The sequence below is a fragment of the Nostoc sp. XA010 genome (assembly GCF_020829625.1).
Lineage (GTDB): Bacteria > Cyanobacteriota > Cyanobacteriia > Cyanobacteriales > Nostocaceae > Nostoc.
The window spans coordinates 220,443-237,106 of sequence record NZ_JAIVFX010000009.1 but is presented as its reverse complement, the minus strand read 5'-3'; the positions used below and the strand labels follow the sequence as shown (position 1 = coordinate 237,106).

The 16,664-nt window shown below is 41.4% G+C and carries 15 protein-coding genes; 4 read left to right on the top strand and 11 right to left on the bottom strand.

The genetic code is table 11. The features are described from left to right. Nucleotides 1-94 precede the first annotated feature (94 nt). On the bottom strand, nucleotides 95-574 hold the full coding sequence (locus LC608_RS16195) for a DUF4383 domain-containing protein (RefSeq protein WP_229554508.1): 480 nt from the start codon (nucleotides 572-574) through the stop codon (nucleotides 95-97). 601 nt (nucleotides 575-1,175) lie between these two features. Here LC608_RS16195 and LC608_RS16190 point away from each other — a divergent pair. After that, nucleotides 1,176-1,877, top strand: coding sequence for a DUF547 domain-containing protein (locus LC608_RS16190; RefSeq protein ID WP_229554507.1), 702 nt, complete (start codon nucleotides 1,176-1,178; stop codon nucleotides 1,875-1,877). On the opposite strand, the gene LC608_RS16185 is transcribed toward LC608_RS16190, so the two are convergent. The 4 genes from LC608_RS16185 to LC608_RS16170 form a co-directional block, all read right to left on the bottom strand. Next, the gene (locus LC608_RS16185; RefSeq protein WP_229554506.1) at nucleotides 1,862-2,617 is read right to left on the bottom strand and encodes a TIGR04283 family arsenosugar biosynthesis glycosyltransferase; all 756 of its coding nucleotides are present in this window, start codon (nucleotides 2,615-2,617) and stop codon (nucleotides 1,862-1,864) included. The two genes, LC608_RS16190 and LC608_RS16185, sit on opposite strands and share 16 nt — an antisense overlap. Before the next feature lie 32 nt (nucleotides 2,618-2,649). Beyond that, entirely contained in the window at nucleotides 2,650-3,831 is a 1,182-nt protein-coding gene (locus LC608_RS16180) for an acyltransferase family protein (RefSeq protein ID WP_229554505.1), read from the bottom strand. Nucleotides 3,832-4,021: 190 nt separating this feature from the next. After that, nucleotides 4,022-4,438, bottom strand: coding sequence for a rhodanese-like domain-containing protein (locus LC608_RS16175; RefSeq protein ID WP_229554504.1), 417 nt, complete (start codon nucleotides 4,436-4,438; stop codon nucleotides 4,022-4,024). Nucleotides 4,439-4,919: 481 nt separating this feature from the next. Beyond that, nucleotides 4,920-5,156: a hypothetical protein gene (locus LC608_RS16170; RefSeq protein WP_229554503.1), complete on the bottom strand. Its 237-nt coding sequence runs from the start codon at nucleotides 5,154-5,156 to the stop codon at nucleotides 4,920-4,922. A gap of 629 nt (nucleotides 5,157-5,785) precedes the next feature. On the opposite strand from LC608_RS16170, the gene LC608_RS16165 reads away from it, so the two are divergent. Beyond that, on the top strand, nucleotides 5,786-6,145 hold the full coding sequence (locus LC608_RS16165; protein ID WP_229554502.1) for a hypothetical protein: 360 nt from the start codon (nucleotides 5,786-5,788) through the stop codon (nucleotides 6,143-6,145). A 72-nt stretch (nucleotides 6,146-6,217) separates the two neighbouring features. Here LC608_RS16165 and LC608_RS16160 read toward each other — a convergent pair whose 3' ends face one another. The 4 genes from LC608_RS16160 to LC608_RS16145 form a co-directional block, all read right to left on the bottom strand. Further along, complete coding sequence (locus LC608_RS16160) at nucleotides 6,218-7,222, bottom strand: transaldolase (RefSeq protein ID WP_229554501.1); 1,005 nt, start codon at nucleotides 7,220-7,222, stop codon at nucleotides 6,218-6,220. Between the two features lie 148 nt (nucleotides 7,223-7,370). Continuing rightward, nucleotides 7,371-8,801: a pyruvate kinase gene (pyk, locus tag LC608_RS16155; RefSeq protein ID WP_229554500.1), complete on the bottom strand. Its 1,431-nt coding sequence runs from the start codon at nucleotides 8,799-8,801 to the stop codon at nucleotides 7,371-7,373. 227 nt (nucleotides 8,802-9,028) lie between these two features. After that, nucleotides 9,029-10,072: a type I glyceraldehyde-3-phosphate dehydrogenase gene (gap, locus tag LC608_RS16150; RefSeq protein ID WP_190731386.1), complete on the bottom strand. Its 1,044-nt coding sequence runs from the start codon at nucleotides 10,070-10,072 to the stop codon at nucleotides 9,029-9,031. A 204-nt stretch (nucleotides 10,073-10,276) separates the two neighbouring features. Then, entirely contained in the window at nucleotides 10,277-11,374 is a 1,098-nt protein-coding gene (locus tag LC608_RS16145; RefSeq protein ID WP_229554499.1) for a DUF2891 domain-containing protein, read from the bottom strand. Nucleotides 11,375-11,490: 116 nt separating this feature from the next. On the opposite strand from LC608_RS16145, the gene LC608_RS16140 reads away from it, so the two are divergent. Further along, the gene (locus tag LC608_RS16140) at nucleotides 11,491-11,739 is read left to right on the top strand and encodes a hypothetical protein (RefSeq protein WP_229554498.1); all 249 of its coding nucleotides are present in this window, start codon (nucleotides 11,491-11,493) and stop codon (nucleotides 11,737-11,739) included. Here LC608_RS16140 and LC608_RS16135 read toward each other — a convergent pair. Then, nucleotides 11,720-13,315 carry a B12-binding domain-containing radical SAM protein gene (locus LC608_RS16135; protein ID WP_229554497.1) on the bottom strand — a complete coding sequence of 532 codons (1,596 nt, stop codon included), beginning with the start codon at nucleotides 13,313-13,315 and terminating at the stop codon, nucleotides 11,720-11,722. The genes LC608_RS16140 and LC608_RS16135 overlap by 20 nt on opposite strands. Before the next feature lie 879 nt (nucleotides 13,316-14,194). On the opposite strand from LC608_RS16135, the gene LC608_RS16130 reads away from it, so the two are divergent. Beyond that, nucleotides 14,195-15,424, top strand: coding sequence for a transposase (locus LC608_RS16130; RefSeq protein WP_229554496.1), 1,230 nt, complete (start codon nucleotides 14,195-14,197; stop codon nucleotides 15,422-15,424). 1 nt (nucleotide 15,425) lies between these two features. Here the strand turns inward: LC608_RS16130 and LC608_RS16125 are convergent, their stop codons facing one another. Then, nucleotides 15,426-16,409 carry a CHAD domain-containing protein gene (locus LC608_RS16125; RefSeq protein WP_229554495.1) on the bottom strand — a complete coding sequence of 328 codons (984 nt, stop codon included), beginning with the start codon at nucleotides 16,407-16,409 and terminating at the stop codon, nucleotides 15,426-15,428. Between the last annotated feature and the right edge of the window lie 255 nt (nucleotides 16,410-16,664).

Sequence of the window (16,664 nt, the reverse complement as noted above, 5' to 3'; positions counted from 1 at the left end):
TCAGCCATGCGCGGGAGATTTTAGCAGGTTAAGAAAAGATTGACAGCAGAAATTATTTTTTCTGCCACCAAATCTTATTGGATACAAAAAGATGTTAAATATTTTCCGCTACATTAACCCCCTTGACTTTAGCTGGTATAACAAGGCTGTAATAAGTAGCTGCGATCGCTGCTAATGCATTGAGCAAAACATTGTAACCAAACAGTGGCATTAAGCCAAAAGATGTCTTAGCGAAGGGCAACAATCCCATGACAGCCAGCAAGGCATAAGAAATTGCAAAAGCACGGTTGAACAAGCGGGCAGCGCTAGCACTACTGTAAGAAGTAATTCCAAACAATCCTACAGCGCAGCGTACAAGGTTATGCAAAAAGTTGGTTGGAATTAAACCAAAGATATAACCAAAGCCAGCAGAATAAGCGCTAGTAGAATCATCAAGTGAAATAAAAGATTCGTTCGTTCCTGGCAATGAAACTAAAGCTGGTATAAAGCCAGCTAAACCTAAAAGTAGATAAGCGATTCCGATAGCCAAAGCAATATAACGCTCTGTCATTTTTGCCGCGTTGATATTTTCCATTGCAGTCAATCCTTTTGTAATTCCATTAGTTAATACTGAGATATCTAAGGTTGTAACCCAAAAAAAATCTTTTATAATCTATCAGAAGTTTCAGCGTTCAATTAAGCTTTGTACACCTAGGGTGAGAAATTAAGATATTAGCCCTGCTGGAATTTTGGACTGCATAATCGTAGTATTTTTCCTTTGTATCAGTAATTACATATAAACTTAACTTGGACGATTATTCATATATGCCTGCAAGTACTCCATAGTTAGAGGCAAAGGTTTGGTGATAGAGGTAGCTTTTATAAAAGCAGATAACAAAGTTCCTAGCCTCTAATTACACTCTAGATTAGAGGCTTTCTCATAATTGAAGAGGTACTTAAAATAAAAATGAATAAATTACGAACTTTGCTGTTGCTGTCTTGATAAAAATACTAGTAACAAGATAGAATAAAGTTAAGCTAAGACAAAGTTTTACTAAAACCAGTCAAAAAACCTAAATCATTCGTGAAATAGAAAATCACTGAAAAGCTTAAAAACACCTACTTTTAATCCCTTTATTTTCTCAATTTGGATTGTTAAAGGTAAAAAAAACGGCTAACATATCAATACAGCGATAATGATTGATTTTGAACCTTGGGACAGATTGTTGCGTCAGTATGTTGATCAACAGGGTCGTGTAGATTATGTTGCTTGGAAAAAAGAGCAACCCCAAGCAATTGCAGATTGGTTATCGAGCCAAAAAAATCTGGCTTTTAAATCTAATAGCAACAATCTCGAACAATTGGCATTGTGGATCAACCTTTACAATGCGTTCACCATTTCGACAATTTTGGAGAGATACCCGATAGAATCGATTCGCCCGCAAATTTTAGGGATTCCCAACTGGCTAGCTTTTTTGTGGTTCTTCCAACGTCGTGCTTATTCCATTTTTGGGGAAAGTTATAGTTTAGCTAAAATTGAGAACTCTGTTCTACGGGACAAATTGCAGGAGCCACGAATTCATTTTGCGATCGTTTGTGCTTCGGTTGGTTGCCCTTTACTACGTTCGGGAGCTTATTTTCCTGAGCAAGTCAGTCAGCAATTAGATGAAGATGCACGTCGTTTCATAAATAACCCTGAAAAAGTCCGTTATGACATGGAGAGCAAAACACTTTACTGTAATAAAATCTTGAAGTGGTATCGTCAGGATTTTTTAAAAGTTGCACCTTCTATTCCCGAATACATTCGCTCCTACTTGAAAACAGACTATCCCCTTAATGCCTCAACGCGGATATCCTATCTTCACTATGACTGGAGCCTAAATCAGCGAATATCTTGATAAAACTGTTTGAGATAATTTGCATTAACGCCAATCCCCCACAAAAACCCAATGTAAAGGTAAATTGCAGTTGCTTTAAAGCTACCCCATTTGGCTACGCGACGATCTGACGAATAAACAATACGATTTACCAGATAAATACGTCCTTTTTTAACTAACTTCAGGCATAAATCTCCATCCTCCATAATGGGTAATGCCTCATCAAATCCACCACAATCCCAAAAATCAACCCGACGACAGAACATTACTTGATCTCCAAACAACAGACGTAATCCTCGAAAAAATAGGTGAGGCTTAAATAATAGTGGTGCGTAGTAGGTTTTTAGATAATTATGTAGAGAGATACCCCAACGAGTTGTTTGAGATCCTGACATCAGAGAAATGAACCCGCCACAGGCAACGGTAGGCTCTGCCAGAGTCTTATTGATGACGGTGATTAGATCATCTGGAACCCAAGTATCTGCATGAAGAAAGCAAAGAATATCTCCAGTTGCTGCTGATGCTCCATAGTTCATCTGAAGAGAACGCCCTGGCTGTTGAGATGAAATAATTTGTAGATTCAAACTTTGATTAAATAACTCAAAAATTTCCTTTGCAACTGTCACCGTCTGATCTTGGCTGCCACCATCTACCACTATCACTTCGGAAGGAGGAGGATTAAGTAAAGTCAGTTGGCGCAATGTCCGCCCTAAGTTAGTTGCTTCATTTAAAGTAGGAATGATAATAGAAACTTGAGACATACCGATTTAGTTGTTTTATCGTTCTCTTCATTTTACTTGTTAATGTTGATCGGCTTTAGCCCAAAGATAAATCGGGCAATATTTAGACGCTTTATAAACATTTCATACAAAGCATTTGTCACTAAAACGGTTGCTGTACTAATAATTAAAAATTTTGTAGTTACGCCTAAATCCCATTGCACTACATAAAAAGATATCGCTACTAAAACTGTCTGATGCAGCAAAAAAACTGGATAAGCCGCAAGGGTTGTATATTGCAGGATACTATTAGTAAATGATAGATATTGCTGACTTAGCCCAAGTATGGCAGTTACCCAACACCAAGAATTGAAGCCTCGCAACATTTGGTAAAGAATATATTCTCCAGAATAGCCACGTACAGGAAGTACCTCAGTTACCTGTATTCCAAAGATAATGGACATGGTAACTATTGCCATAAACAACATGAGCTTTTGATATTGGGCAATTGCTTGTCTAAATCCAGTATTAGAAGACAGAATAAAGCCATAAACAAAATAACAAAGATACAGCAGTAAATTTGCCCAGTCATCATAAAGATTTTGAAAACCAAACCATTTGGGGCGGAATGCACCTTCAATCATAGCCAATGGTAGAGCAGGCAAGAAAATGGCTCCTGGCTGTTTCATGAAAGTTGCAATAGTAGAATACCAACGCTGCCCCATCTCTTGCTTGAAGAATAATAACAGAGGGAGACTAACAATAGATATTACAAATAGGTAGATCACAAACCATAGATGCGCCCATTCAAAATTACCTTGAGGACGAATCCCGTTAAAAAACTGTGGGTAAAACTGTAAATAGGAACCGATATTTGTGTGATGAGTAAGAAGTTTGTAATAGACTTGAGGAGGAACTAACACTAGCGTGCCAAATATAAAAGGGATTAATAGTCGCTGAAAGCGCTCATTCACATATTCCATTGGTGTTCGTAACTGAAGAGAAAACCAAGAGGCAGCCCCAGAAATTAAAAAAAACAATGGCATGTGCCACTGATGAACAAAAAAAATAAACCATCCCAGGACAGGGCTTAGTAAGTCATTTTTAATATAAAAATTGCCTAATTCGCCTTGGTAAAAAACTGCGGCAGCATGAAAATAAATTAGCAATAGCACCGCCAATACTCTTAACCAATCGAGTTCGTAGTGTCTTTCTTCGTGATTATTTGTTATACCTATATCACATTTTAAATTCATTTATTTGCCTTGGTTATAAAATACCAGGACACTTGGCATTGAAGCTACTATGGCGCAATACCCAGAGATAGCTAGGTATCTCTCCTAAAAATTCTTCTGTCGCACAGCCGCAAAAAGCTGGTCTAGCTCAAGATATCATGTTAAATATAAAAAATAGAAATTGCGGGAAAAACGGTAAAATTCAACTCTATTACTCCAGAGCATGGTAGGGAGCTTTCAGCAGTTTTCCCCAGATTGCATTGTAAGGATGTACAACCTGTGTAGGTTGGTCGTCTTTAAAAATGAGCCTTCCTTCATTTGCCCACTGAAAAATCCCACCGCTCAAGTTATAAATGCACTTCATCCCAGCTTCATCAAGCTGCTGGACTAATTTTGCGCTACGGTAGCCAACGGCGCAGTACACAACAATTGGGTTGTCTTTTGGAAATGTTGAAAGTACTGCTAAGTCAGGTGTAAGAAAGTCTATGTGCGTTGCTGTTTCGATATGGCTCACTGCATATTCTGTCTGACTTCGTGCATCTAGCACTAATGGCCTCGGCTTTGCAGAATCTAATAGCAACTGAGCTAATTCTTTGCTTGTAATTTCCTCAACATTAGAAAATTTCAATCTAATCAGAAGTTTAAGAAACTTAAACACAAGTGACTGCACTTGTAAAAATACTCTTTCGCTTTTACAGATTATATTGAAGTTTTCCATTAGTCAAAATTGACAATTTCTTTACATACTTTCAAAATTAGCACGCAGCTTGGCGCATGTGTAATAAAACTATCCATTACCATTTTAGGTTTTTTCTATTGCCCAAGGGCCATTTTTTTGCACCATAATGATTTCTCTTGCTATTGAGGCATGGCATAGACAAAAAGTAATTATCATTTAATTCTTTTGCACTATTGGGGAAGTCCAACAGGGAATTTTCGGCTAGGGCTTCAGAAATAATTACCTACCAACACCAAGGTTAATTGGTTGATGGTAGGTAGTTAACTCTTTGTTTAGAGAGTTTGTTAGGGTTTTGAGACTCTCGCAATTCCTCATTTTTTGGAATTTTTCCTTTGCAGCTTGGATTTGTTCCACGCCAGAATGGTTTTCATTAACGAGAATCTGTTCCTTGATTGGGATGGCCGGGTGTACGACTAGCTCCAGCCGCTTCTGATTCAGCACCGTGATGAACTTCAGTACCTGATTCTTGACCAGTCATCCGATACCTTTCATCTAAAGGAGTATTACCCTCTTCTGTAGTTGGTACAGTAGTTTGGGTTCCAGGGTTATCTTCAGGGTCATATTTAGCGTCATCTTGCCGAGTGTCTGGAGGAACGTTTGATGTCATATATTTATACCTTATTAAAGAGGTTACTCAATACCTTTGCCAAAAAAAAGATAAGTCTAAGTTTTGCCAAGATAGTCCAAGACAATGAGATGCTTGATTATTAGGTAAAAAGGTCAAAACTTTTACAGGAAGGCAAGACAGTATAAATTACTGACATAAAAACCATACGGGATTCTATTAGCTCAATTTTCTGCTATCAGGCAAAAAGAAGCGTGTAAAATCTTAGGTTTGCTCTATGCCAATCCTCGAAAATTGGCGAAGGTATTATTTATTAGATTAGTTCTTTGTTCATGTTGAGTTTACTATCTTCAGATAGAAAAACTTCTATAACTAATTTGGGGTAAATTCTGAGTACAAAATCGTAAAGATTGCTTTTGAGGAAAGGTTTGTTTTTTTTCATTCATGTGATAGAAGGTTTTACAATACTTGAACCATTGAGAAAAATTGCATTTTCCTAGACATCACTCTTTATTTACACAGATTACTGCAGTTTACAATTATCCAAAAGGATGAAATTTAAATACAGAATTTCATCCAAAATTAAGTTTAAAAAAAGTGGATGAACAAAAATTTGCTGGCTGTAAGGTGTTTAATAAAGTTATTACCAAAAGTCTAGTAGAAGCAAAAACATGAAAGGTTTCAAGAAGTTATCTTCAATAGCGCTATTGCTATGTGCCTTTGTGTATCCGCCCTCATTAGCTGAAGCTAAGGGTATTTCTCTAAGTAATGCTCGCAATGAACAAAGCGCTGCACCAGAGGCTAACTTAGTTGGAGATAAAACTGGAGAGCTTTTAATTGCTCAACGGCGGCCAGGGCGATACCGAATGATCCGACGACGGCAGATCATCCGACGCCGACAGATCATCCGACGCCGGCAGCCCTTTGGACGATACCAAAATATTCGACCACGGCAGCAGTTTAGGCAACGGCAGATTATCCAGCGACGCCAGCCTTACGGACGATACCAGATTATCCGCCGTCGTTATTAATCAGGACTGATGCAACTAACTAATGGTTAGTGGTTGAATTACCAACCACTAACCACTAACTATGGTTACGTTCTAATGAGCTGCTACTACTTGTCCTTCAAGGCGAACCAGTCGGTCTGCCAAAAGTTTCTCAAGGTCTTCTAGTGCCTTGGTGAAACCTTTGATACCCTCATCTAGTTTGTCGGTTGCCATGCGGTCTGCGGCGTGCATCTTGTCATAAGTAGCTTTGTCAATGGATATCTTTTCGATTTCCAAGTTTGCTGCCTTAGCAGGATCGAGTTTGCGTGGCAGTTCTCCAATTGTTGCTTGCAATTCAGCCAAAAGTGATGGCGAAATAGTTAGCAAATCACTACCTGCAAGTTCAGTAATTTCACCAAGGTTGCGGAAGCTAGCTCCCATAACTTCGGTTTTATAGCCGAATTTCTTGTAGTAGTTGTAGATTTTTGTGACGGACAAAACTCCTGGATCTTCGGCTGCTGGGTAGCTATCGCGTCCGGTATCTTTTTTGTACCAGTCGAGAATCCGGCCGACGAAGGGAGAAATTAGGGTAATGCCAGCTTCTGCACAGGCGATCGCTTGGTGAAGACCAAACAACAAAGTAAGGTTACAGTGAATACCTTCTTTTTCAAGAATTTCCGCAGCGCGAATACCTTCCCAAGTGCTGGCAATTTTAATTAAGACGCGATCGCGGCCAATTCCAGCAGCTTTATACTGAGCAATTAAGTCCCGTGCCTTAGTCAAGGTAGCTTCGGTATCGTAGGACAAGCGAGCATCCACTTCCGTAGATACACGACCGGGAATGATTTGCAAAATCTTTAATCCAAAGGCTACTGCCAAACGGTCAAAAGCTAGAGAAACTATCTGTGCTTGGGTGGCTCCGGCTCCAGCATCTTTCTTCGCTTGGAGTAAAGTTTGATCGACAATTCCCTGATATTCTGGCATCTGCGCCGCAGCAGTAATCAGCGAAGGATTGGTGGTAGCGTCTCGGGGTTTAAACTTTTCAATTGCCTGGATATCCCCTGTATCTGCGACTACAACAGTCACTTGTCGCAATTGTTCCAGTAAATTCTTAGGCATAAAATACTCCGTGATGTTTGTTTAGGATTTACTTATTCCCCAGTTATTTACACTCTTTACTCTTCCTTCAATTCTGATTCTGGCAATTTTTCTTAATCATTGCCCAATTTTGCTTACTATCTTCAGCCACAGCCTTATTCTAAGTGCCTTATGCAGAAACTGGCTGTCCAATGGAATGCACTTTGATTAAGCTAGTTGTTCCTGATTTACCAATTGGAACACCAGAGGTAATTACTACTTTATCGCCCTTATTCGCTAAACCCATGTCTACAACTGTGTTCACCACATTGGTAAACATCTCTTCGGCATTGTGAACTGGTGGGATCAGTAAAGCTTCCACACCCCAAGAAAGCGCTAGTTGGCGATAAGCGGTGATATCAGAGGTAAGGGCAATAATGGGAGAAGTAGGGCGGTATTTAGACACCATTCTCGCCGTATTTCCTGATGAAGTGTTACAGAGAATTGCCCGTGAGCCTGTTTCATAAGCGATGCGACACACGGACTCTGCTACAGATTCAGTAACACTGAGACTGCCTGCTTCATGACACCAAGCATGTTTACTACCCTCATCTAAAGCCTGTTCTGTCCGCACAGCGATATTGTGCATCATCTCGACGGCGGCGATGGGATATTGTCCAACAGCTGTTTCACCAGAAAGCATTACTGCATCCGTACCATCTAAGATGGAGTTGGCAACATCGGTGGCTTCGGCGCGGGTGGGATCGGGGGCGCTAATCATCGACTCTAGCATTTGGGTGGCTGTAATCACCGGCTTGCCAGCCCGATTGCAACGACGAATAATATCTTTTTGAATTAGGGGGACTTCGTGAATTGGTACTTCTACCCCTAAATCGCCACGAGCAATCATAATCGCGTCGGCAACCTTCAGAATGGAGTCAAAATTTTCTACTGCTTCTGCTCTTTCGATTTTGGCAATTAAGCGGATGGAAGCACCAGCAGCTTCAATCATTCGCTTGGCGGGTTCTAAGTCTTGTGGCGATCGCACAAAGGACACCGCTACCCAGTCTACACCCAACTGAATCCCAAAGCGTAGATCCAGCAAGTCTTTTTCGGTGATCGAACTAACAGGTAAAGGAGTTTGTGGTAGGTTTACTCCCTTGTGCGTGGAAATTAGCCCGCCAATTTTCACTTGTGCCCGAATGCGATCGGCATCACGAGCGGTAACAATCAACTTGACGCGGCCATCATTAATCAAAATCGGTTCACCTGGTCGCACCATTGCGAACAAAGTAGGCAATGGTAAGGGTAGTTCGTCGATACTCTCACCCTTTTCTTGCAAAACAAAGGTGACTTCACTGCCAGCTTCCAGATTTAACCCTTCTGGTGGTAAAGTTCCCAAACGAATTTTCGGGCCACATAGGTCTTGCATAATTGCGATCGGCTTTTGCTGCTCATTACTAATTTGCCTGAGATAGTGAGCAGTTTGGGCGTGGAATTCATAAGCGCCGTGGGAAAAATTCAGCCGCGCCACATTCATTCCAGCTTTTACCAAGGCTTGCAGCTTTTCGGGTGCAGATGTAGCTGGGCCAACAGTACAAATGATTTTGGTTCGACGCATAGGGATTAGGGGTTGAGGAGTAACCTGCAAATTTGGATGGTGTGAGCGATCGCACAAACCAACCAAATTAACATGTGCTTTATATCACTACTTTTGTAAATAAAGATACTAAATAAGGTTTTTTTTTCAGCATATTTACTATTCAACCCAAATCCCAAAAGCCAAGGTCAAGGGTCAAAAGTTAATGACCAATGACCAATGACAAATGACAAATGACAAATGACCAATCAAACCACAGCAGCTGTCGGTGCGAGTTTTTCCTTCTGTGACATAGACAACATCAGGTCAATCACGCGATTTGAGTAGCCCCACTCGTTGTCATACCAGGCAATTACTTTAAAGAAGTTGGAGTTCAACTCAATCCCAGCACCTGCGTCGAAGATACTAGAATGGGTATCGCCTTGAAAATCTGTAGAAACTACTTCTTCATCTGTGTAACCCAAAATACCTGCTAGAGAACCTGCGGCAGCCTCCTTCATGGCAGCACAGATTTCTTTATAACTAGTAGCTTTGGCAGTTTTAAAAGTTAAATCAACTACAGAGACATCGGGAGTCGGAACTCGTAATGCCATACCAGTCAGCCTACCCTTCAATTCTGGTAAAACCAACGCTACAGCTTTAGCTGCGCCTGTGGAGGAGGGAATAATATTCTGGCTTGCACCTCGACCACCCCGCCAGTCTTTCTTGCTGGGGCCGTCTACAGTTGGCTGAGTGGCAGTCATGGCATGAACTGTGGTCATTAACCCTTCGGTCAACCCAAAGTTGTCATTGATGACCTTAGCTATAGGAGCTAGACAGTTTGTAGTGCAGCTAGCATTGGAGACAATGATATCCTTGCTGGGATCAAATAAGTGATGATTAACACCCATTAACAAGGTAGTAACTCTATCTGGATCTTTGGTGGGAGCGGAAATTACCACTCGCTTTGCACCTGCTTTCAGGTGGTTTGCGGCCCCTTCATGGTCAGTGAAGAGTCCGGTAGCTTCCACCACATAATCTGCACCTAATTTTCCCCAAGGTAACTCTGCTGGATTTCTCACCGACACGCAAGGGATAAAGTGCCCGTCAATGAGGATACCATCTTCCTTGGCTTCAACTTTGTGCTTTAATCTACCGTGAGTTGAGTCGTACTTTAATAGGTAAGCGAGGTTATCTGGTGGTACTAAATCGTTAATGCCTATAAACTCAATGTTGGGGTTATCGATGCCAGCGCGAAGCACAAGTCGCCCGATTCGACCGAAGCCATTGATACCAACCTTCAATTTAGTCAAGATTAAACCTACCCTTGTGGAAAGTTGAACAAAAGGAGAAAGTTAAAAGTCAAAATAGATTGCCTTTTACTCTTTACTCTATGATCCTGACAGTCTCAGTCAGCTAAGGCATATTTACTTGGCATATTTTAATGATTGCACATGGGGCATTGAGATTAAATAATTTTCGGCGTTGCAGAGAAAGGGGGATGATTTGGCAAACTTCTAAAATTCCCCCCCTGCCTCCCCTGCTTGTCTCAATTCATCGTACTGTTCTGTAACGCCAATTTTCTTTTGCAACCCACGATTGGTTAGGAGATAAACAGCAAAAGTACCTACCCAGTGGCTAGCTGCATAATGTTCACTTACAATATCTGCTAGTCCATGCTGACGATGGTGAAGGGCAGCAGAGCGAAGTGTTTCTATGCGGCGATCGCTATTTGCTAATCCAGAAATGATCCCCTCAAGCATCCAAGCACGGCTAAGATTAAGACCGTAGAAGTGGGATTGCATATAATCTTTAGGATTATCTACTCCGGGTGATTCTAACCAATTTGCTGAATTATCAATAGGTATTTGTGGAAGAAAATCGGTCAGCCAGTCAGCGAAAGCTGTTGTTGGCAGAACTCGCCGCATTAGGTCTGCTTCAGCAAGGCCAGGAGATAGAAAATCGTAGCCAAGCGGCTCAAATTGTAAGGAGTAGTTGCGATCGCTGAAATAAAATTGCCGTGCCTTATTCTCTAGCAACTGAATGAAGTCAGCATTTTCGGTAATCCTTGCCCAATCTAGCATCAAACCAAGTGCAAAAGCTGTTTGGCTATGCATCCCTGTGCGATTTGGGAGTTTCAATCCGTCAATCCAGCGCTGTAAGTTACCTGCAATTAACTTTTCTAGCGGTTCCAATATAATCCGCCATTGTTTCGCTTGAGGATGATTCCACTCGTGAAGTTCCGCAGCCAGTTGGAGAAGCCATGCCACACCATAAGGAAATTCAAAAAAGGGCAGCCGTTGGAAATGGGCAATCTCTCCTTGAATCTTCTCAGGTGTTAGGCTTTGCTCAAGTGCTTGTTTTGAGGCTGCATTGAAGGAGGCTTCAGGAAAATGACGCATGAGACGCACCAGCAACCAGTGACCATGTACGGCTGAATGCCAATCTAAGCAGCCATAAAATGTAGGAGTCAATTCACGCGGTGGTTTTATATCCTCGTCGCTATCAGCCCAATACAGACCACTGTGAGGATATTCCCGCCCGATACAATCCAGCACCAATTGAGCAAATTGTGCCGCAGTCGTTTCATTAATCTCCAAATTATCGGGTGGCATGGTCAACCCAACCCCTTTGGGGAAGTCAAAAGTCAAAAGTCAATAATTTTGAACCCCATAAATAAATTTAGGGGCTTTGTCGGCGCGGATAGCTCGGTAAAAGCGTAGCGTTTTTAATGCAGACGAACGCATTAACATTGCATCTCGATGCATTGGCATTGCAGACGAACGCATTAACATTGCATCAAGATGCATTGGCATTGCAGGGTGACGCATTAACACTGCATCGGGATGCATTGGCATTGCAGATGAACGCATTAACATTGCATCGGGATGCATTGGCATTGCAGGGCGACGCGTTAACATTGCATCTCGATGCATTGGCATTGCAGGGTATTGCCAAATTTAATTCGCTATCGAATTAACCATTACTTGTGCTTCAGGTTTTACCCTAGCTTCTGCTTCCAGAAATTCAGCGACTTGAGCCTCAATTTCATCGCGGACAATTTGGCGATACTCTAAGAAATGCTCAATTTGGGCACAAACGGCTAAGTAGCTACTGACTCCACCCCGATTATGCTGATACATGTTCCACAAGTTGCGCCAGAATTGCCAGCGCGTCTGACGACGTACACCCTGCCGCCAACAAATAATTAGAAACGCTCGGAGTACTTTCCAGTTCAATGGTTTCTTGGCAGCTTTGCCCTTTTTCGGGTAGGTTGCTTCGCCCAAAAGCCGGAAGTGTTTGTATGTACGCTCCAAAAACCGCTCTGGCTCATACAAATCACAGAACGCCTGCACATATTCACGAGCGATGTCTTCTAAAGGTCGAGTTGGGACAAAGTTCATCAACGTGGTTTGGTTGATGTTGGCTGATTTATTGCGGAGTCGTCCTTCCTTTTCTAATCTATGCCAAAGCGCTGTATCTGGAAGCGCTTGCAGCATACTAAATAAGGCCGTGGGAATTGCTGTTTCCTCGACAAACTTGACAATTCGTGGGCCTGCTCCTACTTTCTCGCCATCAAACCCAATGATAAAGCCTGCCATAACTCGCAACCCTGAGCGGGTAATTCTATTTACCGCATCACTGAGTGAGTCTCTGGTATTTTGGTATTTCTGAGTGAAAGTAAGACTTTCTTCGTCGGGGGTTTCAATTCCCAGAAAAACGGCTCCAAAATTACACGCTACCATCAAATCCATCAGTTCTTGATCTTGGGCTAAATCAACTGAAGCCTCTGTGGCAAAGGAAAATGGATAATTATGTTCTACCATCCAGGGCAGAAGGGACTTCAAAAATAATTTGACATTCCGCTTATTACCGATGAAGTTGTCATCCACCATAAAAATACTGCGTCGCCAACCCAGTTTGTAGAGATAATCTAGTTCTGCTAATAATTGCTCTGGGTTTTTAGTGCGGGGTTTGCGACCGTATAGCACAATAATGTCGCAAAATTCACACTGGAAGGGACATCCACGCGAAAATTGCACCGACATCTCCGCGTAGGCTTCAAATTCTAGCAAGTCAAAGCGAGGGGTTGGAGTGTTGGTAACATCTGGTTTCTCACCGCCAGAGCGAAAAATTCCTGTGCGATCGCCCCGTGCGATCGCTGCTACAAATAAGGGTAGGGTAATTTCCCCTTCGTCCAATATTAAGTAATCTGCTCCGGCGGATGTCATTTCATCTGGTAACGCTGTCGGGAAAGGGCCACCCACAGCTACCCGTTTACCTCTTTGTTTTGCTTCTAATATCTGAGAAAGCAAATCCTCTTTTTGGACAATCATCGCCGACATAATAACCAAATCTGCCCAAGCCCATTCTGCTTCGGTACAGGCGCGAACATTTCGATCTACTAACTTGTACTCCCATTCTTGAGGTAATATCGCGGCTACAGTTACCAAGCCTAAAGGCGGTAGCATTGCTTTACGGTCTAATAAAGCCAGTGTTTTTTCAAAAGACCAAAAGCTTTTTGGAAAACGGGGGTAGAGAAGTAAAACATTCATATTTGATGCTTATAAACCTTGATTTTAGCTGCTGGTTGAGTTCACATACAACTTAGCCACTCTGATAACACACTTAGAGAAGCCTTTGTATGCAGTAGGTGTAAACTCTACTATGACTGATTTAGACAAAGCAATATTTTTTAAGGGCAATTATTACTGCTTTTATACTAGAGATGACTTAAAATTGCTCAATGAGTGCCAGGAGTGCGATCGCAACTTGAAAATAAGCAGACAAGATCGACACTATTAATTAACCATCAAGTGCGAAGGGGGCTAACGGTATATTCCCCTAAATCACGCAATTCGGCAGTTAACTTGCGTCCACGAATAAAGCTTGGTCAACCCAAACTGACAACACAGACAAATAATTGTTGTCAATTTCGCGACATATTAAACTACGTAGTACTTCTCCAATAATTTTAGACAGCCTGGAGAAAAGCCCCTCAGACCTCCAATTTATCGGAGGTTGGGGGGATCTTCGAGAGACAAACATGTTAACCGAAGCGTATGCAGACGGTTATAAACAAGTAGCAGTTCAATATCGGTTCTTTTTCTGACTTGACAAATTGGCAACTCTGAGAAAATTAAGTGTGTTATGTTCAACACTATACAAGGCGTATTTGCACTTTCAAGCTATTTAGAAGGGCTGCAACCCGTCTTTATGTATCCCTAGTTTTAACTAATTCGGCGGAATTCCGTTGACCTAAGTCAGGTGATCGCCCACCTGACTTGGCTTCAGAACCGGACGTGAAAGTTTCCTTTCATCCGGCTCCTCTCCAAATGAGTCTGCGAGCGTCGGAATCACCAATTATTGTATTTTAGTGCTTTATCACAATATATGTTTATGGTAGAGTAAGCACATCAAGGAGGTGATGCTGAGTGTTACACAAGGTTGTACAAGTCCGTTTATATCCGTCACTTGAGCAACAAACACAACTGGCTCAAACTTTTGGGTGTGCTAGATGGTGGTGGAATTATGCTCTAAATAAATCTATTGAGACTTACAAGGAGACAGGTTTTGGGCTTGGCCGTGCTGCACTCAACGCATTCCTTCCTGCACTCAAAAAAAATGAAGAGACAATGTGGTTATCTGATTGTTATAGCCAAGTTTTACAGGCTACAACACTCAATCTAACTACGGCGTACAAAAACTTTTTTGAGAAACGTGCTGGATTTCCTAAATTCAAGTCTAAGCACGGAAAACAGTCTGTCCAGTATCCTCAAAACGTCAAGATTATAGATGGCAATGTTAAACTTCCTGGCAATATTGGGATAATCAAAGCCAAAATACACAGACCTATTGAGGGGAAAGTCAAAACTGTTACTGTAAGCAAAACGTCATCTGGTAAATACCTTGCGTCTATACTGACCGAGCTAGAGGGTGAAAACCCAATTATTACATTCGGTAAGATATATGGAATTGATCTAGGTTTGAAACACTTTGCTGTCGTCACGGACGGCGAAAAAGTATCCATTTACGATAATCCCAAGCATCTTGCCAAACACGAGAAAAATCTCAAACGTAAACAGAAAAAATTAGCACGTAAACAACTCGGGAGCAAGTCAAGAAATAGATATAGAAAAGTTGTTGCTGCATTGTACGAACGAGTTAGTAACTCAAGGCAAGATTTTCTGCATAAACTTAGTTACAAGTTAGTCAGCGATAGCCAAGCTGTCATAGTAGAGAATCTTAATGTCAGGGGCATGGTTCGTAATCATAAATTGGCGAAATCAATATCTGATGTAGGGTGGGGAACATTCACTAACTTTTTAGCTTATAAGCTAGAGCGCAGAGGTGGAAAGTTCGTTGAGATTGATAGATGGTTCCCCAGTTCAAAACTCTGTCAAAAATGTTTGTATCAAATAGGTGAGATGCCATTGGATGTCCGGGAATGGACTTGCCCTCATTGCAATACTCATCATGATCGGGACGCGAACGCCGCGCAGAACATTAGAGCAGAGGGTATCAGAATGATAAAGGCGGAAGGTTCAGCCGTCTCTGCTGTAGGAGGGGAGGTAAGTCCTACTCTTGGGCGAAAGTCTAAGTTTAGGCACTCCCCTATGATTACAGAAGCCCCAACTTCAACCGTACTCGGTAAGTTGGGGTAGTTCACGCTATTACTCCTGAAAGCGGGTGCAGTATTGTTAAATGAAAGCTATGCTTAGTTTCAGGTTTCAAATACCGTTCTTGTAAGGGTTGCCACTGCTGCCACGACTGGTAGCGGTTTTCAGTTAACAAAGTAGCAAGGGTAGGCAGTTCAGTCTGAATTTCTGACTTGAAGACATCAGTAAGCCAGTCAGTTAAGACGGCACTATCTTGCATCGTACCCAAAATTTCTTGGATACTTTTAACTTCTGTAAGATAAGCTGCGTAAGACTCACCATATAAGTCAGTAAATAACTCCATCTGGTAGCGTATACGTTTAGCTTCTTTTCGCAAACTGTGAATAATTTCACCTTGTGTTGTTAATTGTTTTTCTATTTTTTCTGGTTTCCAGTTTTGGTGGATTTTCACTTCTGATTCCACAAATTGAGTGCCAACCAGCCAACCCGGATGCAGTAAAAAGCTACTCACTTCTGGTAAAAGTAAATCGGGTAGTACCTGTTGAATAGTAAAAGATGCTAAAGGTTGATAACTAGGTTTCTCTAACCACTTATCTAATGCATTTTTTAGAGACTTGTAAGATTCATCTTTTAACGTTTTTTGCACACTTGATTCTACATCTTCACGTTGTTTAGCTATAGCGTTAAAAGCTTTTTGTAGAGATTCCTGCTCTTTGCAGGGTAAGTTTGGTTTGTAATTGTTTTCCAAACTTTCTTTAAGTACATCTAAATCTCTCAAACTACCAAGACAACGGGCTATTTTACCAATATTTTTATCGCTGACTGGTTTCGGCAGATCTACCGCTAGCCCAAAGCTAGTTACAGCTGTCCGTAAGCGGCGCATTCCCACTCGCATCTGATGCAGCGCTTCTGGATCTTCATCTTTCTTGACTGATTTTTCCCACTTCAAGGTTTTCTTAAAGTGTTTTTCAATCGCTTGGTAGGCGTAGTCCCCTAGAGTTTTTACTGTGGATTGCGTGGCTAATTTCATAATTTATCTTAAATGAAGATTACCTCATGAGGTTATTGAATAATAACAGCATAATAACAATAGTTAAAAATTTACATCCGCTTTTGCCATTTTTTATTCAATGATTCTTATAAAGTATGCTTATAAACATTAATAGTTGCATCCTCTTCTAGAAATATGCAATATCTATCAAAGGTATAAAGAACAGATTTTTTCAGGCGGTTTTATATGTACGATAGTTTATAAAAATATTTAACATGATCTTAAATCTATTTA

Excerpts from the sequence above, each read along its gene's own strand:
- LC608_RS16195 (WP_229554508.1), bottom strand. The coding sequence starts at position 574 with ATGGAAAATATCAACGCGGCAAAAATGACAGAGCGTTATATTGCTTTG.
- LC608_RS16190 (WP_229554507.1), top strand. The coding sequence starts at position 1,176 with ATGATTGATTTTGAACCTTGGGACAGATTGTTGCGTCAGTATGTTGAT.
- LC608_RS16185 (WP_229554506.1), bottom strand. The coding sequence starts at position 2,617 with ATGTCTCAAGTTTCTATTATCATTCCTACTTTAAATGAAGCAACTAAC.
- LC608_RS16180 (WP_229554505.1), bottom strand. The coding sequence starts at position 3,831 with ATGAATTTAAAATGTGATATAGGTATAACAAATAATCACGAAGAAAGA.
- LC608_RS16170 (WP_229554503.1), bottom strand. The coding sequence starts at position 5,156 with ATGACATCAAACGTTCCTCCAGACACTCGGCAAGATGACGCTAAATAT.
- LC608_RS16165 (WP_229554502.1), top strand. The coding sequence starts at position 5,786 with ATGAAAGGTTTCAAGAAGTTATCTTCAATAGCGCTATTGCTATGTGCC.
- LC608_RS16160 (WP_229554501.1), bottom strand. The coding sequence starts at position 7,222 with ATGCCTAAGAATTTACTGGAACAATTGCGACAAGTGACTGTTGTAGTC.
- pyk (WP_229554500.1), bottom strand. The coding sequence starts at position 8,801 with ATGCGTCGAACCAAAATCATTTGTACTGTTGGCCCAGCTACATCTGCA.
- LC608_RS16145 (WP_229554499.1), bottom strand. The coding sequence starts at position 11,374 with ATGCCACCCGATAATTTGGAGATTAATGAAACGACTGCGGCACAATTT.
- LC608_RS16140 (WP_229554498.1), top strand. The coding sequence starts at position 11,491 with ATGCAGACGAACGCATTAACATTGCATCTCGATGCATTGGCATTGCAG.
- LC608_RS16135 (WP_229554497.1), bottom strand. The coding sequence starts at position 13,315 with ATGAATGTTTTACTTCTCTACCCCCGTTTTCCAAAAAGCTTTTGGTCT.
- LC608_RS16125 (WP_229554495.1), bottom strand. The coding sequence starts at position 16,409 with ATGAAATTAGCCACGCAATCCACAGTAAAAACTCTAGGGGACTACGCC.